We start from the raw sequence: 25,934 nt of genomic DNA, 5'->3' as shown, positions 1-25,934 counted from the left end.
CCTAAGGCGACGCGCTCGCGTCACCCCGCGAGCGCCGTCGCGACGGCGTGCGGCAGGTGCTCGGCGACGTCGAGCGCGACGATCGGTCCGCCGCCGTGAGCCGCGACGGCGAGCGCGGCCGCGTGCCCGTGCAGCCAGACGGCGGATGCCGCGGCTCGCTGCAGTGCGGCGAGGTCGCCCGGCGACGTGCCATGCCCGATGACACCGGCGAGCACGGCGCCGACGGTCCCGGCGAGGACGTCGCCCGTCCCGGCGGTCGCCAGCCACGAGGTCGGTGCGGTGATCTCGATCGGGTCGGTCCCCGGCGCCGCGACGACGGTCGTCGCCCCCTTCCGGACCACGACACCGCCGAGCGCGGCCGACGTCCCGGCCGGGTCGTCGACCTGCGGGTCGAGCCCCAGCATCTGGCGCAGGCGGGCATGCTCGCGGCCGTGGGGCGTCGCCACGACGGGTGCCGATGCTGCGGCGGCGAGATCCAGGGCTCCCGCATCCACGACGACGGGCGCATCGCCGGAGAGGATGCCCAGGAGCGCCGCTCGTTCGCGCGCGGAGCGGTGCGCGGCATCCGTCCCGGACCCGATGACCCACGCCTGCACCCGGCCGTCCGCCGTCACGGTCTCCGGCCGTCGGGCGAGCACATGGTCGGCTGCCCGCTCCGGCCCGAGGTAGCGCACCATGCCGACGCCGGTGCGCCAGGCGGCCTCGACTCCGAGCACCGCGGCTCCGGGAAACGCGGCCGAACCGGTCCGCATCCCGACCACACCGCGGGAATACTTGTCGTCGTCCGCCGTTGGCTCGGTGATGACTGCGGCCGTGTCCGCACCGTTCCACTTCCGCGCCGTCATGGCGCCCACCCTATGCGACGGAGTCCGCCCATGACCCTCCTCTTCCGCCCCCTCGACATGACCGGTACGACCGCGCGCAACCGTCTCTGGGTGTCTCCCATGTGCCAGTACACGGCCGTCGACGGTGTGCCGAACGACTGGCACCACGTGCACCTCGCGCAGTTCGCGAACGGCGGCGCCGGGGTGGTCATCGCCGAGGCGACGGCCGTCGTGCCGGAAGGACGGATCACCCCGTGCGACACCGGGCTGTGGAACGACGCGCAGCGGGATGCCTGGGCCCCGATCGTCGCCGCGATCCACTCCCGCGGGGCTCTCGCCGGCGTTCAGCTCGCGCACGCGGGCCGGAAGGCCTCGACGCACCGCCCGTTCGACGATGCCCGTGGCAGCGTCGCCGCCGCCGAGGGCGGCTGGACGACCGTCGCCCCCTCCGCCGTCGCCTTCGACGGCTACGCGGAGCCGGTCGCCCTCGACGCGAGCGGGATCGACGCGCTCGTGGTCGCCTTCGGCGACGCCGCCCGCCGGGCGGACGAGGCCGGCTTCGACCTGCTCGAGGTGCATGCCGCGCACGGCTACCTCCTGCACCAGTTCCTCTCCCCGCTGTCGAACGAGCGCACCGACGAGTACGGCGGGTCGCTGGAGAACCGCGCCCGCCTGCTCCTCCGCGTCGTCGACGCGGTGCGGCATGCCGCGCCCGGTCGCACCCTCGCCGTCCGCTTCTCGGCGACCGACTGGGCCGATGGCGGCTGGAACGTCGACGAGACCGCGACCGTCGCCGGCTGGGTCGGCGAGCGCGGGGTGAGCGTCATCGACATCTCGACCGGCGGACTCGTCGCGCACCAGAAGATCACAACGGGCCCGGGCTACCAGGTCCCGTTCGCGGCGACGGTCCGCGAACGCACCGGCCTCCTCGTCACGGCGGTCGGCGAGATCGACGACGGCCCGCAGGCCGAGGCCATCCTGCAGGACGGGCTCGCTGACGCGGTCATGATCGGTCGCGGCTGGCTGCGGAACCCGCACTTCGCACTTCAGGCCGCCGAGGACCTCGGCGACGCGGAGGCTGCGACGCTGTGGCCGCCGCAGTACCTCCGCGCCCGCCGGCGCTGATCCTCGTCAGAGGCGACGCGTCGCGTCGTGCACTTCGCCGACGAGTTCCTCGATGATGTCCTCGAGGAACAGGACGGCCGTCGTCTCGCCCGCCGAATCGCGCACCTGCGCCAGGTGACGGCTCGACCGGCGCATGAGGGCGAGGGCGTCCTCGAGATCGGTGGCCTCCCCGATGGGGATCATGTGGTGGATCCGCTTGGGCTTGATCGGCTGAGCGACCGTGTCCTCGGAGTCCTCCCCCTCCGCAGCCCGGAGGACGTCCTTCAAGTGGACGTAGCCGAGGGGCATCCCCTCGTCATCGACGATCACGTAGCGCGAGAAGCCGTGACGGGCGACAGCGCGCTCGATCTCGTCGGGCGTCGTGTTCTCGGGCAGGGTGACGAGCTCCGAGAGCGGGACCGCGACATCCTTCGCCTTCTTGTCGGTGAACTCCACCGCCGCGGCGACCGCGCCCGAGGCGTCATCCAGCACCCCCTCGATGCGGGACTGGTTCACGATGGTGGCCACCTCGTCGAGGGTGAAGGTCGAGGCGGCCTCGTCCTTCGGCTCCACGCGGAACAACCGCACGACGTGGTTCGCGATCCAGTTGAGCGCCACGATGATCGGGTGGAACACCCGTGAGACGAACACGAGCGGCGGCGCGAGCAGTAGCACGGCACGGTCCGGCAGCGAGAACGCGAGGTTCTTCGGCACCATCTCGCCGAACACCACGTGCAGGTACGACACCAGCAGCAGGGCGATGACGAAGCCAGTGACGTCCACGACCGCATAGGGCAGTCCGATCGCCTCGAGCGGCACCGCCAGCAGGTGGTGGATCGCCGGTTCCGAGACGTTCAGGATCAGCAGCGAGCAGATGGTGATGCCGAGCTGGCACGTCGCCAGCATGAGGGTCGCGTGCTCCATGGCCCACAAGGCCGTCTTGGCGGAGCGGGAGCCCTTCTCGGCGAGCGGTTCGATCTGCGACCGTCGCGCGGAGATGACGGCGAACTCCGCGCCGACGAAGAAGGCGTTCGCCACGAGGAGGACGACGAGCCAGGCGATTCCGACCCAGTCGTTCATCGACGCTCACCCCCTTCCGTCTCGGCACCGACCGGCACGGGAGCGGGCACGAACTTCACGCGGTCGACACGGCGACCGTCCATCCGCTGCACGGTGATGGTCCCGTCGTCGAGGGTGATCCGGTCGCCCACCGCGGGGATGCGCTCCAGGGTGGCCATGATGAATCCGCCGACGGTGTCGTACACGTCGCCCTCGGGGACGCGGATGCCGGTGCGGTCGAGCACCTCGTCCGGACGGAGGTCGCCGGGGAAGATGATCGAGCCCTTCGCCCGGACGACGCCTGCACGGTTTCGATCGTGCTCGTCGAGGACCTCGCCGACGATCTCCTCCACGAGGTCTTCGAGGGTGACCACACCGGCGGTACCGCCGTACTCGTCGACGACGACGGCCATCTGGTAGCCGCGGGAGCGGAGCTCCGACATCAGTCCGTCGAGATGGACGGCCTCGGGAACCCGCAACGGCTCCTCCGCGATGGCGGCGGCGGGCACGTCGGCGCGGCGTTCGCGCGGCACGGACACCGCCTGCTTGAGGTGCACGATGCCGGTGATGTCGTCCATCGATTCGCCGAACACGGGGAACCGGCTGTGGCCGGTGCGCCGTGCGAGCTGGACGACGTCCTCGACGCTGTCGTCGGCGGCGAGCGCGTGGATGCTCGGACGCGGGGTCATGACGTCGGCCGTCGTGAGGCGGGAGAAGGTGAGCGTGCGATCGAGCAGCGACGCCGTGTCCTTCTCGAGGACGCCGGCGCTCGCCGACCGGCGGACCAGACTGGACAGTTCCTCCGCGGTACGCGCACCGGAGAGCTCCTCCTTGGGCTCGACGCCCATGGCCCGCAGCACCGCGTTCGCGCTGCCGTTGAGCAGCTGGATCGCGGGCTTGAAGACGGTCGTGAAGACGGTCTGGAACCCCATGACGAGCTTCGCGGTCTGACGGGGAACCGCGAGCGCGAAGTTCTTGGGGACGAGTTCCCCGATGATCATCGAGAAGATCGTGGCGGTCGCCATGGCCACCACGGTGGCGATGGGGCGGGATGCCGCTTCCGGCAGACCCCACAGCTCGAACACCGGGTGCAGCAGGTTCGAGAGCGCCGGTTCCATCGTGTAACCGGTGAGGAGGGTCGTCAGCGTGATGCCGAGCTGTGCACTCGAGAGGTGCGTCGACGTGATCCGCAGCGCGTTGATCGTGAGCGTCAGACGGCTCTCGCCGGCGGCTCGGCGCGATTCGAGGTCGGCCCGGTCGAGGTTGACGAGTGCGAACTCACTGGCGACGAACAGGCCGGTTCCCACTGTCAGGAGCAGCCCCACGCCCAACATGACGTAGTCCATCACACGTCACCCCCGATCATCGGGGAACAGGGTCGGTGGGGCGAAGGTCTACTGGGAGGGTCGTCCATTGTGCGGACGATTCTACGGCACCGCGCGCGTCACGCGGGCGCGTTCTCTCACCAGCTGACGGGCAGCGCCTTGCCCTCTTCGTAACCGGCGGCGGACTGGAAGCCGACCGTCGCGCGCTCATGGAAGTCCGCGACTGTCGCCGCTCCCGCGTAGGTGAACGAGGATCGGACTCCCGAGGTGATCATGTCGAGGAGGTCCTCGACGCTCGGCCGCAACGGGTCCAGGTAGATGCGCGACGACGAGATCCCCTCCGCGAACAGTTCCTTGCGCGCTCGCTCGAACGGGTCGAGCCGGCCGAAGCGTCCCTGCACGGCCTTCGTGGAGGCCATCCCCCACGACTCCTTGAACACGCGCCCCTCCGCGTCGACCCGCAGGTCACCGGGCGCCTCGATCGTGCCGGCGAACCAGGAACCGATCATGACGGATGCCGCACCTGCCGCGAGCGCCAGGGCGACGTCGCGGGGGTAGCGGACGCCGCCGTCGGCCCAGACGTGCGCACCGGCCGCGCCGGCCGCTTCGGCCGTCTCGAGCACGGCCGAGAACTGCGGACGTCCGACGGCCGTCATCATGCGGGTCGTGCACATGGCGCCGGGCCCCACGCCGACCTTCAGGATCGTCGCCCCGGCCTCGACGAGGTCCCGCACGCCTTCCGCCGTCACGACGTTTCCCGCGACGATCGGAAGACCGAGGTCCTCGGCGGCGACCGCGCGGAGCGCCCGGATCATGCTCTCCTGGTGCCCGTGCGCCGTGTCGACGACGAGCGCATCGACACCGGCGGCGGCGAGCGCGCGCGCCTTGGCCGCGACATCGCCGTTGATCCCGACGGCCGCGGCGACGCTCAGCCGGCCGTCGGCATCGACGGCCGGCCGGTAGAGCGAGGAGCGGAGCGCGGTCCGCTGCGAGAGGGTCCCGACGAGGTATCCGTGCTGCACGACGGTGACGATGTCGACCTCCGCCGCGATCAGGAGGTCGAACGCTGCGCGTGCGGTGTCGACGTCGTCCGCGTCGATGGATGCCGCCCGTCCCCGCACGAGGTCTCCGAGGCGGGCGTCGGGCAGGGCGGTGCCCAGCCGCTCGGCCGGCACGATGCCGAGGATGTCGTCCACGTGGACCCGGTCCGCGCGCGCTGCGACGACGATGCCGTGTCCCGCCGCCGCCGGCAGGAGGGCCGCGGCGTCGGCGACCAGAGCCTCGGGCGGGAGCACGAGCGGCGTGTCCCAGCGCACCGGCTGTTCCTTGACCCACCGGATGCCGGCATCGACGTCCTGGAGCGCCATGTCCTGCGGCAGGACGGCGAGACCGCCGCGGCGCGCGAGGGTGGCGGCCAAGCGGGGACCCGTGACCGAGTTCATGTTCGAGGCGACGAGAGGGATGGTCGCGCTCGTTCCGTCCCCCGGCGACAGGTCGACGTCCAACCGGCTCGCCACGTCGGAACGCCGCGGTACGAGGAACACGTCGGAGTAGGTCAGGTCGCCTGCGGGCCGCTCGCCGGAGAAGTGCATACACCCACGCTAGGCGACGAGGAACCCCCGTGTCCGGGCGGGCTGCGCGGGTCGGAGGGGCGGCAACCTGGGATACCCTTGACGTCTGTGCGCGAGGCCGCGCGAGGCCCGCACAATTCGAACGTCGACGACGAAAGCAGGCGGAACCGTGTCCAGTCAGGCGACCGGCGTGGGAACTACGAGCGACGGGGAGTTCGGAGCCAACGAATGGCTCGTCGCAGAGCTGTACGAGCAGTACAGCCGCGACAAGAACTCGGTGGACAAGGAATGGTGGCCGATCCTCGAGGCCTACACCCCCGACGCCCCGTCCGGTGGAGCATCGACCGAGAAGTCGGCACCGACGGCATCCGCTCCGGCAGCCCCTGCCGGGGCGCCGGCGGCACCCGCCCCCGCCCCGGAATCGCGCCCCGCTCCCACCGGCACCGCGCCCGTCGCCCGCACGACCGCCCGCCCTGCGGCACCGCAGCCGATCCCGGCCGAGGCGCCGAAGGCCGCCACCGGTGAGAAGGCCACCCTCGAGGACACCGTCACCCCGCTGCGCGGTCTCCCCAAGACCCTCGCCGCGAACATGGACGAGTCGCTGACCGTTCCCACGGCGACGAGCGTGCGCACGATCCCCGCGAAGCTGATGATCGACAACCGCATCGTCATCAACAACCACATGTCCCGCACGCGCGGCGGCAAGGTCAGCTTCACCCACATCATCGGCTGGGCGCTGATCCAGGCGTTGAAGGCGTTCCCGACGCAGAACGTCTACTACGCCGAGGTCGACGGCAAGCCCTCCGTCGTCGCCCCCGCCCACATCAACCTGGGCATCGCGATCGACCTCCCGAAGCCCGACGGCACCCGCGCGCTCATGGTGCCGAGCATCAAGCAGGCGGAGACGCTCACCTTCGGCGAGTACCTCTCCGCGTACGAGGACCTGGTCCAGCGTGCGCGCAAGAACAAGCTGACGGCCGCCGACTTCCAGGGCACCACCGTCTCGCTCACCAACCCCGGCGGCATCGGCACGGTCCACTCCGTCCCCCGCCTCATGAAGGGCCAGGGCTGCATCATCGGCGCCGGCGCCCTCGACTACCCGGCCGAGTTCCAGGGCGCGAGCGAGAAGACCCTGGGCGAGCTCGGCATCGGCAAGACCATCACTCTCACGAGCACCTACGACCACCGCGTCATCCAGGGCGCGGGCTCGGGCGAGTTCCTCAAGATCGTGCACCAGCTCCTCATCGGTCAGGAGGGGTTCTACGACGACATCTTCGCGGCCCTCCGCATCCCCTACTCCCCCATCCGCTGGTCGAGCGACATCAAGGTCGACATCGCCGAGCGCGTCGACAAGACCGCCCGCGTGCAGGAGCTCATCAACTCGTACCGCGTACGCGGGCACATGATGGCCGACATCGACCCGCTCGAATACGTCCAGCGCACGCACCCCGACCTCGAGATCGAGAACCACGGGCTGACGTTCTGGGACCTCGACCGCGAGTTCGTCACGAACGGCTTCGGCGGCAAGCGCACCATGAAGCTGCGCGACATCCTCGGGATCCTCCGCGACTCGTACTGCCGCACCGTCGGCGTCGAGTACATGCACATCCAGGACCCGACGCAGCGCAAGTGGTTCCAGGACAACCTCGAGGTCAAGTACCAGAAGCCCGGCCACGACGAGCAACTCCGCGTCCTCGGCAAGCTCAACGAGGCCGAGGCCTTCGAGACCTTCCTGCAGACGAAGTTCGTCGGGCAGAAGCGCTTCAGCCTGGAGGGCGGCGAGTCGCTCGTCCCGCTCCTCGACCAGATCCTCCAGGGCGCTGCCGGCGAGGGTCTCGACGGAGCCGCGATCGCCATGGCGCACCGCGGGCGCCTGAACGTCCTCACGAACGTCGCCGGCAAGACCTACAGCCAGCTCTTCCGGGAATTCGAGGGCTCCGTCGCCGTCGGGTCGAAGAGCGGATCGGGCGACGTCAAGTACCACCTGGGCACCCAGGGCACCTTCGTCGCCGACGGCGGCGAGGAGCTCCCCGTCTACCTCGCGGCGAACCCCTCGCACCTCGAGACCGTCGACGGCGTCCTCGAGGGGATCGTCCGGGCCAAGCAGGACCGTCTCCCCATCGGGTCGTTCTCCTGGCTGCCGATCCTCGTCCACGGCGACGCCGCCTTCGCGGGCCAGGGCGTCGTCATGGAGACGCTGCAGATGTCACGTCTGCGCGGCTACCGGACCGGCGGTACGGTCCACGTGGTCGTCAACAACCAGGTCGGCTTCACGACCCTTCCGCTCGATGCCCGCACCTCGATCTACGCGACCGACGTCGCCAAGACGATCCAGGCGCCGATCTTCCACGTGAACGGCGACGACCCCGAGGCCGTCGTCCATGTCGCCGAACTCGCCTTCCGGTACCGCCAGGAGTTCAACCGCGACGTCGTCATCGACCTCGTCTGCTACCGCCGCCGCGGTCACAACGAGGGCGACGACCCGTCGATGACCCAGCCGCTCATGACCAACCTCATCGAGGCGAAGCGGTCGGTCCGCAAGCTCTACACCGAGGCGCTCGTCGGCCGCGGCGACATCACCGAGGAGGAGTACGAGAAGGCCAAGCAGGACTTCCAGAACCGCCTCGAGATCGCCTTCGCCGAGATCCACGCCGCCCAGACCGGGACATCGCCAGTGGTCTCGTCCGAGGGACAGGCCGAGCCCGCAGTCGGCGAGCCCGACTCGACCGCCGTCGGCCGTGACGTCATCGAGCGCATCGGCGACGCCTTCGTGAACAAGCCCGAGGGCTTCACGGTGCACACCAAGCTCCAGCAGCTTCTCGACAAGCGCTACGACATGAGCCGCAACGGCAAGATCGACTGGGGCTTCGGCGAGCTGCTCGCCTTCGGATCCCTGCTTGCCGAGGGCTCGAACGTCCGTCTGGCCGGCCAGGACGTCCGCCGCGGCACGTTCGTGACCCGTCACGCCGTGATGCACGACCGGGCCAACGGCCAGGAGTGGCTGCCGCTGGCGAACCTGAGCGATAACCAGGGCCGCTTCTACGTCTACGACTCGCTTCTGAGCGAGTATGCGGCCATGGCCTTCGAGTACGGCTACTCCGTCGAGCGCGCCGACACCCTCACCCTGTGGGAGGCCCAGTTCGGCGACTTCGCCAACGGCGCGCAGTCGGTCATCGACGAGTTCATCTCCTCGGCTGAGCAGAAGTGGGGACAGCAGTCGGGCGTCGTGCTCCTGCTCCCCCACGGCTACGAGGGCCAGGGACCCGACCACTCCTCGGCGCGAATCGAGCGCTACTTGCAGATGTGCGCGCAGGACAACATGACCGTGGCCCGCCCGTCGACGCCCGCGTCGTACTTCCACCTGCTTCGGCGCCAGGCGTACGCCCGTCCGCGCCGTCCGCTCGTGGTCTTCACGCCCAAGGCGATGCTGCGGTTGCGGAATGCGACGAGCCCCGTCGAGGACTTCCTCGAGGGCCGGTTCGAGCCGGTCATCGACGACGAGCGTTCGCTCGACCGCGCGGCCGTCACCCGCGTCCTCCTCCACGCCGGCAAGATCCATTGGGACCTCGCCGCGGAGGTCGAGAAGAACCCGAATGAGAAGGTCGCTCTGGTCCGGCTGGAGCAGTACTACCCGGCGCCGATCGACCAGCTCAACACGATCCTCGACAGCTACCCGAACGCCGAGCTCTACTGGGTCCAGGAGGAGCCGGAGAACCAGGGCGCCTGGCCGTTCATCGCCCTCGAGGTGGTCAAGCACCTCCACGGTCGGACCATCAAGCGGATCTCCCGGTCGGCAGCGGCATCCACGGCCACCGGCTCACCGAAGGTCCACGCGCGCCAGCACGCCGAGATCATGGAGCAGGCGCTGAACTTCTGAGCGTCCCTCCTGATACGGCAGAAGGCCCCGCCGCGGCGGGGCCTTCTGCCGTATCAGGGTACGTCGCGTCAGTGGTGGGTGGCCTGCTCCGCCCGCAGACGTGCGAGCACCTGGTCACGGAGATCCTCGGGCGCGGCCTCCTTGCAGGCACGCGCGACGACCGCGGTGAGTGTCGTCGCGACGAGCGCTTCGTCACGGCACTCGGCGCAGTTCTCGAGGTGCTCGGTGATGTCGGCGTGGCGGGTGTTGCAGACCTCGTTACGCAGGTACTCCTCGAGGTCCGTACGAGCCTTGTCGCAACCGCAATCGGTCATTTCGCACTCCTTGTGGCGGGCACCTCGATGCCACGCTCTTTCGCATAGTCGGACAGCAGGTCTCGGAGCTGTCGTCTGCCACGGTGCAGACGGCTCATGACCGTGCCGATGGGGGTTTTCATGATGTCCGCGATCTCCTGATACGCGAACCCTTCGACGTCCGCGAGGTACACGGCGAGCCGGAAGTCTTCGGGAAGGGACTGCAGAGCGTCCTTGACGACGGACGCCGGCATGTGGTCGATCGCCTCCGCCTCCGCGGACCGTGCCGACGAGGCAGTCGTCGACTCCGCTCCACCGAGCTGCCAGTCCTCGAGATCGTCGATCGTGCCCTGGTAGGGCTCACGTTGCTTCTTGCGATACGTGTTGATGTACGTGTTCGTGAGGATGCGGTACAGCCAGGCTTTGAGGTTCGTCCCCTGCGTGAAGGATGCCCACGCCGCGAACGCTTTGACGAAGGTCTCCTGCACCAGGTCCGACGCATCGGCGGGATTGCGGGTCATCCGCATCGCCGCCGCGTAGAGCTGGTCCATGAAGGGGAGCGCCTGCTCCTCGAACTGGGTACGCGGGTCTTCGACCGCCTGATCGTTCATCGCAGGCCAGTCTACGTCTGCCCATTCGGCGAGTTCCGGTGCGTCCAGTGTGGCGATCATCCCGCTCCTCTCCCGCCTGTGCATGTCGTCGACACGAGGATCCAACGACGTCGGGGCTGGGCCTATTCCCAGCTTCCGCTGAGGACGCCGGTCACACGGTTCCGACGGGGAACTCGATGCTCACCCGTGTACCTCGTCCCTCGTGCGAATCCACCGAGACGGTTCCGTCGTGTCGCTCGACGATGGTGCGGACGAGAGCCAGCCCGAGGCCGCTCCCCGGGCGATCACGCGCGTTCGATCCGCGCGCGAGCTCCTGCAGCACCGAGGGCACGTCGGCGGTGGGGATGCCGCGACCCGTGTCGGCGACTTCGAGGACGATGCGACCGGACCGCTCGATGCCGCGGATCTCCACCGCGTCTCCGGGCTCCGAGTACTTCACCGCGTTCGCGACGACGTTGTGGACCGCGGTGAAGAGCAGATCCGGGTCGCCGGTGACCGCGGGCAGAGGCCACGGTGCCGACGGCAGCGTGACGCGGATCTCCCTGCGGTGGGCGTCGCGGATCGTTGCGGCGACGTCGGCGACGATTCCGCCGGGATCGACCGGGATGCGCTCCATCGGAGCCGTCTGCAGTTCGCCGAGCTTGCGGAGATCTCCGACCAGACGCGCCATCCGGGTGGTCTGGGTGTCGATCGCCGTCAGCTGCGGCGTCGCGGCCTCGCTGACGGCGACAGCGGCACGGATCGCGGTGATGGGGTTCTTCAGTTCGTGGTCCAGCCGATCGAGGAACCGACGGTGCTCCGCGGCGGCCGCCTCCAGCGCGTGCCGCTCCGCACGCGATGACGCACGGTCCACGTGCCCCCGCCAGGTGAGGGCGACGACCGTGATGGCGCCCGCGACGGCAGCCGCGACGAGGATCGCTGCGCCGAGCGGCGCCGATACGGTGATCGTCCGCCGGTCCACTGCGAAGGCCGTGACGCTGAGGACGAGAAGGGCGACCGTCGGCAACGCGGCGAAGAGGGCGCGGCGCCCGGTCATGCGCGACGCACCGATCGCGTGAAGCGGTAGCCCACCCCGGGTACTGTCTCGATGTACGTCGGAGCGGACGCATCATCCCTCAGGACGGATCGCAGTTCGGCGACGCGGTTGTCGACGGCGCGCGTGTGGGCGGCGAAGTCGAACCCCCACACGACGCTGAGGAGCCGTTCCCGGGCGTGGACCTCGCCGGGGCGGGTCATGAGGAACTCCAGCAGCTGGAACGCCTTCGGCGTGAGCGAGACCTCGACACCGTTCCGCCACACGCGCCGGGCGGGACGATCGAGCCGGAGCCCCTCCGCCTCGACCAGTTCGGACGACACGAGGCCGCCGGCACCCGCCGCGACCCGGCGGAGGACAGCGCGGGCCCGGGAGACGAGCTCCTGCGGATCGAACGGCTTGTTGAGGTAATCGTCCGCCCCTTCGTCGAGCGCCGCCGACCGCTCCCCCGATTCGCCGACATGGGTGAGCAGGATGACGGGAGTCGCATCCCCCGCGCGCCGCAGCCGTCGCAGGAGCTCGCGTCCGTCGACGACGGGCATCACGACGTCGCTCACGACGATGTCGGGATGCTGGGACTCGATCACCCGCAGCGCCTCCGCCCCGTCGGCGGCCACGTCGACGTCGAAACCGCTGCGGCCCAGGAAGGGAGCGAGGCTTTCGGTGATCGACTGCTCGTCGTCGACGAGGAGCAGTCGTGGCGCCGCTTCGGAGGACATACCCGGATCGTAGCGATCAGGACAGGGGCGTCGTGACGTTGGCGGTGCCCGCGTAGGCGATCTCCGGCGTCCCGCTCTCCCAGCCGACGACGTTGATGTCGGCGCTCTCGTCGAACGCGATCTTCTTCGCCGACGTCATGATGACCGTCGCTCCGTCGCCCTCGATCGTGAGGACGCCGACGTCGGGCAGCAGGACTCCGCCCGCACTCGCGAGGATCGTCACCGTGGAGCATTCACCGGTGAGCTCGACGTACATCCCGTCGAGGTCGCGCCCCACGGTCGCGGAACCGTCGACACAGGTCAGGTTCTGCGTCACCAGATCCCGCAGGCGGGTCCGATCCAAGCGTGCCCGGACGTCGGGGTCCACCTCGCCGCTCGACTCCGCGTTCGGCGCCGACGAGGCGTCCGGTGCGGCCGAGGCCTCCGGTGCGTCGGGCATCGAGCTGCGCGGGTCCGACGCTGCGGGTGTCGAGCTCGACGCGGGGTCGGTGACGGCCACGGAGCAGCCCGCCAGGAGGAGGGGCGTGAGAAGGGCCGCGGCGAGGACGACGGATCGGATGCCGGTGCGGGAGGTCTGGTGCATGGGATTCACGCTAGGGGGTCGATGTCGCCGCCGTGTCGCGGCGGTGTCGCAGTTTCGAGACATCGTCGTGACACCGCCTTCGTCGGCGCCGACGCCCCGTTCAGTAGGCTGGACGCGATGAGCGACGCCCCTTCCTCCCCCGCCACCACCGCCGCGTCCGGGTCGTGGCCGGCTCCCACGCCGACCGAGCCGGTCCACGCGCGCGTCTCCGTTCCGGGGTCCAAGTCGCTGACGAACCGCGAGCTGGTCCTCGCAGCCATCGCCGACGGCCCGAGCCTCCTGACGGGCGCGCTCCACTCCGACGACTCCGTGCGGATGATCGAGGCGCTACGCACGCTGGGGGTCTCGATCGAGCCCGTTCCCGGGGATTCGCCGTTCGGCCCCGACCTCGACGTCACCCCGCCCGCCCGCTTCACCGGGGGCACGACGATCGACTGCGGTCAGGCGGGCACCGTCATGCGCTTCGTCTCCCCGATCGCCGGCCTCGCTGTCGGCGATGTGCACGTGACGGCGCATCCGACAGCGATGCACCGCCCGATGGGCGCGATGATCCAGGCCCTCCGCGAAGTGGGTGCGGACATCGATGACGCCGGCAGTTGGGCGCTCCCCTTCGACATCCGCGGTCACGGCCACCTCCGCGGCGGCGAAGTGACCGTCGACGCGAGCCAGTCGAGCCAGTTCGTCTCCGGACTGCTCCTGGCCGCCGCCCGGTTCGACGTGGGGCTCCGGCTGATCCATGACGGCGAGCGCCTCCCGAGCCTTCCGCACATCGAGATGACCGTCGAGGCGCTCGCGCGCCGCGGTGTGCACGTCGAGCACCCGTCCCCGAACGAGTGGGTCGTCCCTGCCGGTCCCGTCCGCGGCAAGGACGTCGCGATCGAGCCGGACCTCTCCAACGCCGCGCCCTTCCTCGCCGCCGCGATCCTGACGGACGGATCGGTCACGGTGCCGGGGTGGCCCGCGCACTCCACGCAGCCGGGGGCGCTGCTCGCCGACATCCTGCCCGTCATGGGGGCGCACGCCTCGCGGCGGGCGGGCGCACTCACCATCACGGCGGGCGTCCGGATCGCGGGGGTCGACCTGGATCTCTCGGCGGCGAGCGAGCTGACACCCACGCTGTTCGCACTCGCGGCCTTCGCGGACGCTCCGACGACCTTCCACGGCATCGGGCACATCCGCGGCCACGAGACCGACCGCATCTCCGCTCTCGTGGACAACCTCCGGGCACTCGGCGGCGACGCGGAAGAGCGGGAGGACGGCATCCACATCCGTCCCCGGCCGCTCCACGGCGGGACCTGGCGTGCACACCACGATCACCGCATCGCCACGGCGGGCGCCGTGATCGGTCTCCGGGTACCGGGCGTCATGGTCGACGACATCGGCACGACGGCGAAGACCATGCCCGAGTTCCCCCGACTGTGGGCGGACATGCTCGCGTGAGCTGGCTCACCGACGACGATGACGACGACCTCGATTTCGACGAGGCCGACATCCGGGTACGTCCCAACCCCAAGGCGAACCGGCCACGGACGAAGCGACGCCCGGCCCACGCCGACGCTCAGATCGCGCGCGTCCTCGGCGTCGATCGCGGTCGCTACACCGTCCTCGTCGACGAGGACGGCCCCGAGGAGCGACAGATCCTCGCGTCCCGTGCTCGCGAGCTCCGCAAGCAGCCGATCGTCAACGGAGATCGTGCGCGCGTCGTCGGCGACAGGTCCGGCGACGACGGCACGCTCGCGCGGATCGTCGGGATCGAGGAGCGGACCTCGCTTCTCCGACGCAGCGCCGATGACACCGACCACATCGAGCGGATCATCGTCGCGAACGCCGACCAGCTCCTGATCGTCGTCGCGGCTGCCGACCCGGAGCCGCGTCCCCGTCTCGTAGACCGCTACCTGATCGCTGCGCTGGATGCCGGGATGCACCCGATGCTCGTCGTCACCAAGACCGATCTGGCGGATCCGACGGCGTTCCTCGCCCACTTCGAGGGTCTCGACGACTTGGAGGTCTTCACGAGCGGCCGCGACGCCATGCCGGTCGACGTCATCGGTGCGCGCCTCGCCGGTCACTCGACGGTCTTCGTCGGGCACTCCGGCGTCGGCAAGTCGACGCTGGTGAACGCCCTGGTCCCCGACGCGCTTCGCGCGATCGGGCACGTCAACGAGGTCACCGGCCGCGGCCGGCACACCTCGAGCTCTGCGGTCTCGCTGCGGTACACCGGTCAGGACGGCCGGGGCTGGGTCATCGACACCCCCGGGGTGCGGTCGTTCGGGCTCGGACACGTCGACCCTGCCAACATCCTCCGCGCCTACACCGACCTTGCCGCTGTCGCAGAAGAGTGCCCCCGCGGGTGCACTCACCTCCCCGACGCCCCCGACTGCGCCATCGCCGAGGCGGTGGCCGAGGGGCGCCTCGGCGAACGGGGCGCCGCGCGCCTCGACTCCCTCCAGCGGCTGCTCGCCACCTTCGCCACCTGAGGTCGCGTCCTAAGATGGTCGGATGCCGCGCCTGAGCACTGGATCCCCCGCACCCGACTTCTCCCTCGTCGATCAGGACGGACGCACCGTCTCCCTCGCCGATTTCCGCGGGAAGCGCCTGATCGCCTTCTTCTACCCCGCGGCGATGACGCCCGGATGCACGACCGAGGCGTGCGACTTCCGCGACAGCGTGGCACCGCTGCAGTCCGCGGGGTACACGGTCGTCGGCATCTCGCGTGACGACCCCGCGAAGCTCCAGGCCTTCCGCGAACGCGATGCTCTCCCGTACGACCTGCTGAGCGACCCCGACCACTCGGTGCACGAGGCCTACGGCGCGTGGGGCGAGAAGATGAACTACGGCAAGGTCGTGGAGGGCGTCATCCGATCGACGTTCGTCATCGATGAGGACGGCGCGATCGCGCACGCGCTCTACAACGTGAAGGCGACGGGGCACGTCGCCCGCGTCACGGCACTGCTGGGCGTCTGATCAGACGTCCGCGGCGTCGCCCGACGCCCTGGCGCGACGACCTGCGGTGCGGGCCGCCGCGATGAGCAGGACGAGCCCCACCAGCGCAGGAACGGCGATCGCCGCGGCGAGGCGGGGGTCCGCGCCTTCGCCCGTCAGAGTGCCGAGCGCGACGGACAGGACGAGGACCTGAACGACGACACCGCCGGATCGCCCCCCGGACGCGCCGCGCCACACGGCGACGGCGAACGCGACGAGCGCCGCAGCGGCCAGGACCGTCAGCGCGAGCAGAGCGATCGAGCTTCCGAGGCTCTCGCTGTCGCCGCGCACAAGAGCGACGAGCTCCCACAGCGCGAGAACGAGCACGCCGGTCGCTTCGAGAGCGAGCCAGCCTGCCGCGGCGCGCTCGAGACGGCTGATCCGCACGATGATGGCCCCTCCTGGGCGCCGGGCTCGGCGAGGCGCCGAAATACTCCGTTAACCCTTGATTCACATGCCCGGGCATGGGAATATTGACGGGCAAGTGTGCTCCCACAGCGGCGTGGGGCGAGCATCTGCTCGCACACCACCCAGGTTAGTCGACGTCGCCCGGCGTCGCATCCCGACTTCCGATCCCCCTTAGGAGCACCGCTATGGATTGGCGCGACAAAGCCGCCTGCCTGACCGTCGACCCCGAACTGTTCTTCCCCGTGGGGAACACCGGGCCCGCCGTCGACCAGATCGAAAAGGCGAAGTCCGTCTGCGCCCGGTGCACCGTCACCGAACTCTGCCTGCAGTACGCCCTCGAGACCGGTCAGGACTCGGGCGTCTGGGGCGGCCTCTCCGAAGACGAGCGCCGCGCTCTCAAGCGTCGCGCCGCCCGCGCCCGCCGCGCGTCCTGACGAGCCCGCGCGCGGGCCTCAGGCCCGCGCGCGCTCGATGTACCGCATCGGGATCTCGATCGTCACCTCGGTGCCACTGCCCATGAGGGTGTGCCAGTCGATCGTGCCGCTCAGTTCACCCTGGATGAGCGTGCGTACGATCTGCGTCCCGAGACCACGGCCCACCTGGCCTTCCGGCAGGCCGACGCCCGTATCACGCACGCGCACCAGCAGCTGGTCCGTGTCGCGCTCGGCGATGATCTCGACCTCGCCCTCCTTGTCGGCCAGCCCGTGCTCGACGGCATTCGTCACCAGTTCGGTGAGGGCGAGAGCGAGCGGCGTGGCGTATTCGCTCGGCAGCGTCCCGAACGTCCCGGTCTTGACCGTCCGTGCGCGCGTGTTGGGCGCAGCCGCGACCTCTGCCACGAGCTTGAGCACCCGCTCGAACACGTCGTCGAAGTCGACGCTCTGCATGAGGCCCTCCGACAGCGTGTCGTGCACGACGGCGATCGCACTGACGCGACGCATGGCCTGAGTGAGAGCGTCCCGCCCCTCGTCCGAGTGCGTGCGACGTGCCTGGATGCGCAAGAGCGACGCGACCGTCTGCAGATTGTTCTTGACGCGGTGGTGGATCTCGCGGATCGTCGCGTCCTTCGTGATGAGCTCCTGCTCCTGGTGGCGGATCTCACTGACGTCGCGGCAGAGGACGATCGCGCCGATCCGCGTGCCGTTCTCGCGGAGCGGGATCGTCCGGAGCGAGACGGTCACGCCCCGTGCCTCGACGTCCGCACGCCAGGGCGCGCGACCGGCCATGACGATCGGAAGCGACTCGTCGAACTGACGGGATGCCGGCATGATCGTCGTCGCGACCTGCATGAGCGATTCGCCCTCGAGTTCGTCGTCGAATCCCAGCCGGTTGAACGCCGAGAGCGCATTCGGGCTCGCGAAGGTCGTGATGCCGTCGACGTCGAGACGGATGAGGCCGTCCGACGCACGCGGGGCGCCGCGGCGTGGCGACGTCGGCGCCGTGAGGTCGGGGAAGTCCGCTGAGGCGATCATGCCGAAGAGGTCGTCGGCGCAGTCGTTGAAGGTGATCTGCTGACGAGAGGGCGTCCGCGCCTCCCCCAGGTTCGTGTGCCGGGTGAGCACACCGATCACCCGGGTTTCGCGACCCTCTGCCGCGCGTTCGCGGACGATGGGGACCGCGCGCACGCGCGTGGGCGTCTCCTCGAACCAGTCCGGCGAGGCTGAATCGACCATCCGGACCTGGGTGAAGGCGTCCTTGACCTGCGTGCGCCACTGCGGACGCACGACATCACCCACGATGTCGCGGTAGAAGAGCGTCGCCGCACCGCTCGGGCGCGTGTGGGCGACCGCGATGAACGAGTCGTCCGGAGTCGGCACCCAGACGACGATGTCGGCGAAGGCGAGGTCGGCGAGCAGCTGCCCGTCGCCGGCGAGACGGTGGAGCCATTCGACATCCTCCGCGGTGGAACGGCCTTGGGCGTAGACGAGGTCGCTGAGGGTGGACACGCCTCCACCCTAGATCCTCCGTCCCACCGCTCCCGTGCGAGAGCTCGGGCGAGCGGTCGGGCGAGCGGTCACGCGCTCCGCGCGAGGCGCCGCAGGGCATGACGCGTCGCGGTCGTCTCCGCTGCCGGCCGCGGCGCGAAGGACTCGGCGACGAGGCGTCGCACCGCCGTCGGCACCGCCGAGCGCGGTGCGACGTGGGCGATGGGACGAGCCGCGAGCATTGCGGCATCCGTCCCCCGGGCATCCCACGGCACGAAGGCGACATCCGTCACGCCCGTGTAACGCTCGAGCGTGCGGCGCACCTGTCCTCGCGCGTCGACGCCGAGGGCGGCGGCCCGGACCTTGTTCACCACGACCCGGACCGGGGTTGCGCCGGCGGCGGCGCGGAGATCGGGCCATGCCCGCACGAAGCGCGAGACCCCGACCGGATCCGCGGCGACCACGGCGAGGACCACGTCGGCCGACTCCAGCGATGCCAGGGTCGCGGCGTTGCGGCGAGGACCGTCGACGAGGTCGCTCACGATCTCCTCATCGCGTTCGAGCGGAGCGGCGGTGTCGACGACGGTGTCGTCGACCCAGGACCGACACGCGTCGAGGGCGGCCGCAACGCGGCTGTGCGAGAGCTCGGGCCAGCGACCGGGGCGGTTGAGCCCCGTCAGGACGTCGACATCTCCCAGCGACGACGCGATCCGACTGAGTTCCGCGGTCGTCAGCGAGCCGCGCTCGGCTTGTCGGCACGCGGCCGCGAACCCCGGCCCCTCGTCGGCCAGCCCGGTGGCCAGCGCCAGAGACGGCGCGTGAGAATCCGCGTCGACGAGCGCGACACGATGTGCCGGGGCCGACAGTGCGCACGCCACCTCGACGGCCAGGGTCGTCCGACCCGGTGCGCCCGGCGCTCCCCAGACGGTGATGACCCGACCGCGCGTCGGTTCGGCGGGCGGGCGGGGAACCGGAGCAGCGAGGAGCTCGGCCGCGGGAGTTCCGGCATCGTGGGCGGTGAGCCCCAGCGAGGCCGCGAGGCGACCGTCGGCCGGGCGGGAGGAGACCGGCACGATCCGGACGGACATGCGATCGCATGCCGCGACGAGGGGGGCCGTCAGCGCGGCAGCGCGCCCGTCGACGATGAGCACATCGGCACGCGAGAGCTCCGCGAGCAATTCCGCAGCCTCGGGAGTCGAGAGGGCGTCCATGGCTGCTGCGGCCGGAGCGGATGCCGCCACCACCGCTCGGACCTCGACGCCTTCATCGCGTACGCGCCGCGCGACGTCCTCACCCGCCCGGCCGTCGACCGCGACGACGACTCTCATCGCGAATCCCCCGCGACGGGCACGACCGACAGGCTCGAGTCATCGGACAGGGCGGCCAGCATGGCCGGCACGTCCGCCCTCGGAATGACGATCTCCAGCGAGACGTCCTCTCCCGAGACGACCCCGTCGTCACGGGAGACGGTGACCACCGTCGCCGAGGGCACGAGGATGCGCGGCTTCCCGAGCTCCTCGCCGTCCCCCGTCGGCGCCGCCCACACCTCGACGACGGAGCCGGCGGCCACCGCGGCGGACACGTCGCCCGCCGTGCGGATCACGACGCTCGTCGTGGTCCCGGCATCCGCATCGCCCATCGCTTCTCGCGGCACGAGCTCACCCTCGAAGATCGTGCGTGTGGCGACCGCGCCGGGCACGAGCGAGGCGGGCGACACGTACGTCTCGCCTGCCTGCCCGAGCGCGACGTCCACGACGCGGAGATCCTCTGCCGTCACGGTCTGACCCGGGACGATGGTCCTCGCCGCGGCGAACACGGGCGCCGTCTGCCGGGCCGATGCGACGACGAGCCAGACCCCCGCGACGGAGGCGATGATGAGCGCGATGCCGAGAAGGAATCGGGCATCCGCCCAGAACGCGCGTGGGGCCGGTCTCACGGTGTCGGGAGTGGTCATGACGCCCATGGTGACGGAGGGGTATCAGACGAGGCGGCGATTATCCACAAGCCGCCGACGCTCGGGAGACGCCCGGCCGCCGGGCCCATAATGGCCTCATGCCCGATCGACTTCCCGTGCGTATGCTCACGCCTGCCCAGGTTGCGGAGATGCTGCAGCTCGAGGTGGATGAGGTCGTCGCGCTCGTCCTGGACGGCAGGCTCCGCGGGGCTCGGGTCGGCTCTCCCGCCTCCTGGCGCGTGGAGGAAGCCAGTGTGGAGGACTACCTCGACGACCAGGCCGAGGACGCCCGTCTGCACGCACTCTGGCGCGAATCCAACGCCGCGAGCTTCCCCGAGCTGTGGGGTCGCGGCCGCCGCGGCGGCGAATAGAGCGCGGGACCGGCTCTTTCGATCACGCGAGGGCGACGGGGGCGTCCAAGCGGATTCCCGCCAGAGCCCCGAAGGGCACGAGCCGGTGACCGGCCACGAGGTCGACGCGCCGCGGTGCCCCGCGATCGTGCAGGGCGAGGTCGAGATGATCGGATGCGGCACGGTCGACCGTTCCGCTGTACTCGCGGCCATCCGTGGTCACAAGGGTCACCGGCACCCGCCGTCGCGCGAGGTCCCGCAGGACGAACCCGAGGGTCATGCGCTCGCGGATCCGACTGAGCGAGCCGCCCCGAGCGCTTCGCAGGACGTCGGCGTGCGTCGCTCCCAGCGCGATCACCGCAGCGAGCGGAACGATGAGCACTCCGCGGGATGGACCGTCGTCGAGCGCGAACCAGTCCGGTCCCGCCCCGACCGGTCGGCCCGTCGCCGACGCACCCCCGCGCATGTCGACGAGCACATCGCCCTCGACTGAGGCGGACAGCGCGCTCAGCCGTTCGAACAGCGACAGCCGCGCCACCCGGAGGCGCTCGGCCTCGCTGTCGAGCGCGGCTCGCTCGGCCTCCCATTCGGAGTCGAGTTGGTCCTCGAGGTCCTCGAAGAATCGGTCCCAGCGCACCCACGCGACAGTAGAGGACGGAGACGTCGGGCCGCCGCCTTTGTCCACAGGTTGGAGTATTCTCATCCAGCGTCGCTCCCGCGTGTGTTGTACTCGTGCCGTTCACACGCCCCGCAGACACCTGTCGCCCGAGAGGAATCGACATGGCCCTCGCCGCCACCGAAGACATCCGCATCCCGCGGTCCGGAAGCTCCCTCGAGGTCGCGGAGTATTTCGCACCGCAACGCACATCGTCGAGCGAGCTCCCCGACCCGCTACCGCTGGTGAAGAACCTGACGATCGGTGTCCTGGAGGTGCTCGCCGGCGTCCGCGACGTGGACCAGCTCGCACGATGGCTCGGCGAGGATGCGTACCGCGCTCTCGTCACCCGCGCGAACCTGTCCGCGCGGGCGCGAAGTGCCCGCGGTGTCGCCGCTGTTCGACCCGCGCATCAGATCCTGACCGAGCGCACGTGCGAACCGTCGGACGGTGCGCTTGAGGCGGTCGTGGTCGTCAGCGGTCCCGTGCGGACGCGCGCCATCGCGATGCGCCTCGAGGGGTGGGACGGCCGCTGGCGCGCGACGTCCCTCGCGCTCCTGTGAGGCGCGCTACTGGCGGTACGACGAGAGGAAGTTCCCGAGGCGCTCGATCGCCTCGGTGAGCACGCGGGCCTCCGGCAACGTGACGATCCGGAAGTGATCGGGTATCGGCCAGTTGAACCCGGTCCCCTGGACCAGGAGCACGTGCTCTGCGACGAGGAAGTCGTAGACGAACTTGGCGTCGTCGTGGATCTCGTGCACCTCGGGGTCGAGGCGGGGGAAGGCGTAGAGGGCGCCCTGCGGCTTGACGCAGGTGACGCCGGGGATGGCGGTCAGACCCTCCCAGGCCGCGTCGCGCTGCTCGTGCAGGCGGCCTGTCGGGGCGATGAGCGCGTCGATCGACTGGACTCCCGAGAGGGCGGCCTGCACGGCGAACTGGGCCGGGACATTGGGGCACAACCGAGTGGACGCGAGGAGTTGGATGCCCTCGAGGAAACCGGCTGCGTGCTTCTTCGGCCCGGTGATGACCATCCATCCGGACCGGTACCCGGCGACGCGGTAGGTCTTCGACAGTCCGTTGTAGGTCAGGCACAGCAGATCGGGCGCGAGGGTGGCGAGCGGGATGTGCGTCGCGCCGTCGAAGAGGATCCGATCGTAGATCTCGTCGGACAGCAGCAGGAGATCGTTCTCGCGGGCGATCTCGACGATCCCCCGGAGCACCTCGCGGGTGTAGACGGCGCCGGTGGGGTTGTTCGGGTTGATGACGACGATCGCCTTCGTGCGAGGGGTCACCTTCGCGCGGATGTCGTCGAGGTCGGGCTGCCAGCCGTTCTCACCGTCGGCGACGTAGTGCACCGGAGTTCCGCCGGCGAGGCTCGTCATCGCCGTCCACAGCGGGTAGTCGGGTGCCGGGATGAGGACCTCGTCGCCCTCGTCGAGCAGGGCCTGCATCGTCATGGTGATGAGCTCGGACACCCCGTTGCCGAGGTACACGTCGTCGGGGTCGAACTTGGGGAAACCCGGCTCCTCCTCGTACCGCGAGACGACGGCACGACGCGCGGACATGATGCCGCGCGAATCCGAGTAGCCGTGCGCCTGCGGCACGGCCTCGATCATGTCGCGCACGATCTGGAACGGCGCCTCGAACCCGAAGATCGCCGGATTCCCGGTGTTCAGCTTGAGGATCGTGTGACCCTCGTCCTGCAGCCGGTCGGCCTCGACCAGGGCGGCACCGCGGATCTCGTACAGGACGTCCTTGAGCTTGGATGACTGATCGAGGGTACGCGGGGTCATCGGTTCAGGATAGCGAAGGCCGACGGGGCCAATGACGGGTCCGTGGACCGCCCGGCGCCCGTCGGCCCGCCCTCACTTCTTCTTGCCGGCAGCCCGGCGCTGCGCACGGTTGCCCGTGTCGGCGGGCTCGGATTCGGCATCCACCTGTTGACCGAACGCACCGCGGGGCGCCTCGGCGGGCGCCTCCTGCTCCGCCTCGCGCTGTCGCGCCTTATTCGTCGCCGCCTGCTGCACCTGACCGCGCTCGTTGCGCACCTCGACCTCGCCGGCGTCGTTCGGCGCGGTGTACTGCAGCTTCTGAGCATCGATGTCGGGAGAGTCCAGACCCTTGGCCTCGATGTCGCCGCCCTCGGTCTGCCTCACCTCGACCTCGAGGTTGAAGAGGAAGCCGACCGACTCCTCTTTGATCTGGGCCATCATCGACTGGAACATCTGATAGCCCTCGCGCTGGTACTCGATGAGCGGGTCGCGCTGAGCCATGGCGCGAAGGCCGATGCCGTCCTTGAGGTAGTCCATCTCGTAGAGGTGGTCGCGCCAGCGGCGGTCGAGCACCTGCAGCACGACGCGGCGCTCGAGCTCGCGCATGGCCGGCTCGCCGAGCGTCTCCTCACGCGAGCGGTAGGCGATCTTGGCGTCCGAGAGCAACTCGCGCTTGAGCAGCTCCGGGGTCACCTTGCCCTTGGCGCCGCTCTCGGCGACGACCTCGTCGATCGTGACGCCCACGGGGTAGAGCGTCTTCAGCTCCGTCCACATGGCGTCGAAGTCCCAGCTCTCGTTGTGTCCGGAGCCGGTGTGCTCGTCGATGATCGCCGCGATGGCGTCCTCGATGAAGTGCTCGACGCGCGACGAGAGGTCGTCGCCTTCGAGCATCTGGCGGCGGTCGGCGTAGATCGCCTCGCGCTGGCGGTTGAGGACGTCGTCGTACTTGAGGACGTTCTTGCGGATCTCGGCGTTGCGGGCTTCGACCTGCGACTGAGCGCTCTTGATGGCCCGCGAGACCATCGTCGACTCGATCGCCACGTCGTCGGGGAAGTTCGTGCGGGCGAGGATGGCCTCGGCGGCGCCCGACTGGAACAACCGCATGAGGTCGTCGGTCAGCGACAGGTAGAAGCGACTCTCACCGGGATCCCCCTGACGACCCGAGCGACCGCGCAGCTGGTTGTCGATGCGTCGCGACTCGTGCCGTTCGGTGCCCAGGACGTAGAGACCGCCCGCCTCGACGACGCGATCCGCCTCCTCCTGGACCTTCTCCTTGACGCCGGCGTAGACCTCTTCCCACGCGGCTTCGTACTCGTCCGGGGTCTCGACCGGGTCCAGCCCCTTGGCCTTCATCTCCGAGACGGCGAGGAACTCGGCGTTTCCACCGAGCATGATGTCGGTTCCGCGGCCGGCCATGTTGGTGGCGACGGTGACCGCACCGTAGCGTCCGGCGCGGGCGACGATCTCGGCCTCGCGCGCGTGGTTCTTCGCGTTGAGGACCTCGTGCTTGATGCCCTTCTTCGCGAGCAACCGCGACAGGTACTCGCTCTTCTCGACACTGACCGTGCCGACGAGCACCGGCTGACCGGAGGCGTGCCGCTCCGCGATGTCCTCGACGACCTGCGTGAACTTGGCCTGCTCGTTCTTGTAGACGAGGTCGGACTGGTCCTTGCGGATCATCGGCTTGTTCGTGGGGATCGGGACGACGCCGAGCTTGTACGTCGACATGAACTCCGCCGCCTCGGTCTCGGCGGTACCGGTCATGCCGGCCAGCTTCTCGTAGAGGCGGAAGTAGTTCTGCAGCGTGACGGTCGCGAGGGTCTGGTTCTCGGCCTTGACCGCGACGCCCTCCTTGGCCTCGATGGCCTGGTGGATGCCCTCGTTGTAGCGGCGGCCGACCAGGATGCGGCCGGTGTGCTCGTCGACGATCATGACCTCGCCGTTCATCACGACGTAGTCGGTGTCGCGCTTGAACAGGGCGAGCGCCTTGATGGAGTTGTTCAGGAACGAGATGAGCGGAGTGTTGGCCGACTCGTAGAGGTTGTCGATGCCGAGGTAGTCCTCGACCTTCTCGATGCCGGGCTCGAGCACGCCGATCGTGCGCTTCTTCTCGTCGACCTCGAAGTCGACCCCGGGCTCGAGGGTGCGGGCGATCTTCGCGAACTCGGTGAACCAGCGGTTCGCCTCGCCCGAGGACGGGCCGGAGATGATGAGCGGGGTGCGGGCCTCGTCGATGAGGATCGAGTCGACCTCGTCGACGATGCAGTAGAAGTGGCCGCGCTGGACGAGGTCCTCGCTGCGCCACGCCATGTTGTCGCGCAGGTAGTCGAAGCCGAACTCGTTGTTCGTGCCGTAGGTGATGTCGGCCTCGTACTGCTGGCGGCGGACCTCGGGGTTCTGACCCGAGACCACGGTGCCCGTCGTCATGCCGAGGGCGCGGAAGACGCGACCCATGAGCTCGGACTGGTACGACGCGAGGAAGTCGTTGACCGTGATGACGTGGACGCCCTGGCCGGCGATCGCATTCAGGTACGCCGGGAGCGCCGCGGTCAGGGTCTTGCCCTCACCGGTCTTCATCTCGGCGATGTTGCCGAGGTGGAGGGCGGCGCCGCCCATGACCTGGACGTCGTAGGGACGCTGACCGAGGGTGCGGCTCGCGGCCTCGCGCACAGCGGCGAAGGCCTCGGGCATGAGCTTGTCGAGCGTCTCGCCCGCCTCGTAGCGCGCGCGCAGCTCGGCCGTCTCGCCGCGCAGCTCCTCGTCGGTGAGGTGCGCGTAGTCCTCTTCGAGCGCCGATACGGCCTTCACGACCTGCTGCAGCCTGCGCAGGACGCGGCCTTCACCGGCACGAAGCAGTTTCTCGAGGGGGTTCGCCACGGAGGTTCTCCA

At 69.9% G+C, this 25,934-nt stretch carries 24 protein-coding genes; 8 read left to right on the top strand and 16 right to left on the bottom strand.

Annotated features, from left to right (window positions below):
- Window positions 1-20: 20 nt before the first annotated feature.
- Complete coding sequence (locus BBA86_RS01485) at window positions 21-854, bottom strand: NAD(P)H-hydrate dehydratase (protein ID WP_083199400.1); 834 nt, start codon at window positions 852-854, stop codon at window positions 21-23.
- A 21-nt stretch (window positions 855-875) separates the two neighbouring features.
- Between BBA86_RS01485 and BBA86_RS01480 the strand changes: the two genes are divergently transcribed.
- Window positions 876-1,949 (top strand): NADH:flavin oxidoreductase/NADH oxidase, encoded by a 1,074-nt coding sequence (locus BBA86_RS01480; RefSeq protein WP_065569927.1) that lies wholly within the window; start codon window positions 876-878, stop codon window positions 1,947-1,949.
- Window positions 1,950-1,955: 6 nt separating this feature from the next.
- Here BBA86_RS01480 and BBA86_RS01475 read toward each other — a convergent pair whose 3' ends face one another.
- The 3 genes from BBA86_RS01475 to BBA86_RS01465 form a co-directional block, all read right to left on the bottom strand.
- Window positions 1,956-3,008: a hemolysin family protein gene (locus tag BBA86_RS01475; RefSeq protein WP_065569926.1), complete on the bottom strand. Its 1,053-nt coding sequence runs from the start codon at window positions 3,006-3,008 to the stop codon at window positions 1,956-1,958.
- The gene (locus BBA86_RS01470; protein ID WP_065569925.1) at window positions 3,005-4,333 is read right to left on the bottom strand and encodes a hemolysin family protein; all 1,329 of its coding nucleotides are present in this window, start codon (window positions 4,331-4,333) and stop codon (window positions 3,005-3,007) included. Before BBA86_RS01470 ends, BBA86_RS01475 begins: the two co-directional genes overlap by 4 nt.
- A gap of 116 nt (window positions 4,334-4,449) precedes the next feature.
- Window positions 4,450-5,904, bottom strand: coding sequence for a GuaB1 family IMP dehydrogenase-related protein (locus BBA86_RS01465; RefSeq protein WP_065569924.1), 1,455 nt, complete (start codon window positions 5,902-5,904; stop codon window positions 4,450-4,452).
- Window positions 5,905-6,052: 148 nt separating this feature from the next.
- On the opposite strand from BBA86_RS01465, the gene BBA86_RS01460 reads away from it, so the two are divergent.
- Window positions 6,053-9,760 carry a multifunctional oxoglutarate decarboxylase/oxoglutarate dehydrogenase thiamine pyrophosphate-binding subunit/dihydrolipoyllysine-residue succinyltransferase subunit gene (locus BBA86_RS01460; protein ID WP_189318397.1) on the top strand — a complete coding sequence of 1,236 codons (3,708 nt, stop codon included), beginning with the start codon at window positions 6,053-6,055 and terminating at the stop codon, window positions 9,758-9,760.
- 68 nt (window positions 9,761-9,828) lie between these two features.
- Here the strand turns inward: BBA86_RS01460 and BBA86_RS01455 are convergent, their stop codons facing one another.
- The 5 genes from BBA86_RS01455 to BBA86_RS01435 form a co-directional block, all read right to left on the bottom strand.
- Window positions 9,829-10,074 carry a zf-HC2 domain-containing protein gene (locus BBA86_RS01455; RefSeq protein ID WP_065569923.1) on the bottom strand — a complete coding sequence of 82 codons (246 nt, stop codon included), beginning with the start codon at window positions 10,072-10,074 and terminating at the stop codon, window positions 9,829-9,831.
- On the bottom strand, window positions 10,071-10,724 hold the full coding sequence (locus tag BBA86_RS01450) for a sigma-70 family RNA polymerase sigma factor (protein ID WP_065569922.1): 654 nt from the start codon (window positions 10,722-10,724) through the stop codon (window positions 10,071-10,073). The genes BBA86_RS01455 and BBA86_RS01450 overlap by 4 nt, the downstream gene beginning before the upstream one ends.
- A gap of 91 nt (window positions 10,725-10,815) precedes the next feature.
- Window positions 10,816-11,700, bottom strand: coding sequence for a sensor histidine kinase (locus BBA86_RS01445; RefSeq protein ID WP_065569921.1), 885 nt, complete (start codon window positions 11,698-11,700; stop codon window positions 10,816-10,818).
- Entirely contained in the window at window positions 11,697-12,416 is a 720-nt protein-coding gene (locus BBA86_RS01440; protein WP_065569920.1) for a response regulator transcription factor, read from the bottom strand. The genes BBA86_RS01445 and BBA86_RS01440 overlap by 4 nt, the downstream gene beginning before the upstream one ends.
- 16 nt (window positions 12,417-12,432) lie before the next feature.
- Window positions 12,433-12,999 carry a hypothetical protein gene (locus BBA86_RS01435; RefSeq protein WP_065569919.1) on the bottom strand — a complete coding sequence of 189 codons (567 nt, stop codon included), beginning with the start codon at window positions 12,997-12,999 and terminating at the stop codon, window positions 12,433-12,435.
- A gap of 117 nt (window positions 13,000-13,116) precedes the next feature.
- Here BBA86_RS01435 and aroA point away from each other — a divergent pair, with 117 nt between their 5' ends.
- From aroA to bcp, 3 genes are read left to right on the top strand one after another with little or no spacing between them, the layout of a single operon-like run.
- The gene (gene aroA, locus BBA86_RS01430; protein WP_065569918.1) at window positions 13,117-14,439 is read left to right on the top strand and encodes a 3-phosphoshikimate 1-carboxyvinyltransferase; all 1,323 of its coding nucleotides are present in this window, start codon (window positions 13,117-13,119) and stop codon (window positions 14,437-14,439) included.
- On the top strand, window positions 14,436-15,476 hold the full coding sequence (rsgA, locus tag BBA86_RS01425; RefSeq protein WP_065570154.1) for a ribosome small subunit-dependent GTPase A: 1,041 nt from the start codon (window positions 14,436-14,438) through the stop codon (window positions 15,474-15,476). The genes aroA and rsgA overlap by 4 nt, the downstream gene beginning before the upstream one ends.
- Window positions 15,477-15,498: 22 nt before the next feature.
- Window positions 15,499-15,963 carry a thioredoxin-dependent thiol peroxidase gene (gene bcp / locus BBA86_RS01420; RefSeq protein WP_065569917.1) on the top strand — a complete coding sequence of 155 codons (465 nt, stop codon included), beginning with the start codon at window positions 15,499-15,501 and terminating at the stop codon, window positions 15,961-15,963.
- Here bcp and BBA86_RS01415 read toward each other — a convergent pair whose 3' ends face one another.
- Window positions 15,964-16,368 carry a histidine kinase gene (locus BBA86_RS01415; protein WP_065569916.1) on the bottom strand — a complete coding sequence of 135 codons (405 nt, stop codon included), beginning with the start codon at window positions 16,366-16,368 and terminating at the stop codon, window positions 15,964-15,966.
- A 206-nt stretch (window positions 16,369-16,574) separates the two neighbouring features.
- Here BBA86_RS01415 and BBA86_RS01410 point away from each other — a divergent pair, with 206 nt between their 5' ends.
- Window positions 16,575-16,823: a WhiB family transcriptional regulator gene (locus tag BBA86_RS01410; RefSeq protein WP_018188706.1), complete on the top strand. Its 249-nt coding sequence runs from the start codon at window positions 16,575-16,577 to the stop codon at window positions 16,821-16,823.
- Between the two features lie 18 nt (window positions 16,824-16,841).
- On the opposite strand, the gene BBA86_RS01405 is transcribed toward BBA86_RS01410, so the two are convergent.
- The 3 genes from BBA86_RS01405 to BBA86_RS01395 form a co-directional block, all read right to left on the bottom strand.
- Window positions 16,842-18,335, bottom strand: a complete 1,494-nt coding sequence (locus BBA86_RS01405; RefSeq protein WP_065569915.1) for a sensor histidine kinase — start codon at window positions 18,333-18,335, stop codon at window positions 16,842-16,844.
- 68 nt (window positions 18,336-18,403) lie between these two features.
- Window positions 18,404-19,642, bottom strand: a complete 1,239-nt coding sequence (locus BBA86_RS01400) for a CpaE family protein (RefSeq protein WP_065569914.1) — start codon at window positions 19,640-19,642, stop codon at window positions 18,404-18,406.
- Entirely contained in the window at window positions 19,639-20,268 is a 630-nt protein-coding gene (locus BBA86_RS01395; RefSeq protein ID WP_065570153.1) for an SAF domain-containing protein, read from the bottom strand. The genes BBA86_RS01400 and BBA86_RS01395 overlap by 4 nt, the downstream gene beginning before the upstream one ends.
- A gap of 122 nt (window positions 20,269-20,390) precedes the next feature.
- Between BBA86_RS01395 and BBA86_RS01390 the strand changes: the two genes are divergently transcribed.
- Entirely contained in the window at window positions 20,391-20,639 is a 249-nt protein-coding gene (locus BBA86_RS01390; RefSeq protein ID WP_065569913.1) for a helix-turn-helix domain-containing protein, read from the top strand.
- 22 nt (window positions 20,640-20,661) lie between these two features.
- Here BBA86_RS01390 and BBA86_RS01385 read toward each other — a convergent pair whose 3' ends face one another.
- Window positions 20,662-21,255, bottom strand: coding sequence for a hypothetical protein (locus BBA86_RS01385; protein WP_065569912.1), 594 nt, complete (start codon window positions 21,253-21,255; stop codon window positions 20,662-20,664).
- 143 nt (window positions 21,256-21,398) lie between these two features.
- Between BBA86_RS01385 and BBA86_RS01380 the strand changes: the two genes are divergently transcribed.
- Window positions 21,399-21,836, top strand: a complete 438-nt coding sequence (locus tag BBA86_RS01380; RefSeq protein ID WP_065569911.1) for an Rv3235 family protein — start codon at window positions 21,399-21,401, stop codon at window positions 21,834-21,836.
- 6 nt (window positions 21,837-21,842) lie between these two features.
- Here the strand turns inward: BBA86_RS01380 and BBA86_RS01375 are convergent, their stop codons facing one another.
- Together BBA86_RS01375 and secA are read right to left on the bottom strand one after the other, a co-directional pair.
- Window positions 21,843-23,066 carry a pyridoxal phosphate-dependent aminotransferase gene (locus BBA86_RS01375; RefSeq protein ID WP_065569910.1) on the bottom strand — a complete coding sequence of 408 codons (1,224 nt, stop codon included), beginning with the start codon at window positions 23,064-23,066 and terminating at the stop codon, window positions 21,843-21,845.
- A 72-nt stretch (window positions 23,067-23,138) separates the two neighbouring features.
- On the bottom strand, window positions 23,139-25,922 hold the full coding sequence (gene secA / locus BBA86_RS01370) for a preprotein translocase subunit SecA (RefSeq protein WP_065569909.1): 2,784 nt from the start codon (window positions 25,920-25,922) through the stop codon (window positions 23,139-23,141).
- Window positions 25,923-25,934 lie beyond the last annotated feature (12 nt).

The sequence above is a fragment of the Microbacterium oleivorans genome (assembly GCF_001691565.1).
Classification (GTDB): Bacteria; Actinomycetota; Actinomycetes; order Actinomycetales; family Microbacteriaceae; genus Microbacterium; species Microbacterium oleivorans_B.
Note: the sequence above shows the minus strand (reverse complement) of the source record. Positions and strands in the feature narration are given on the sequence as shown.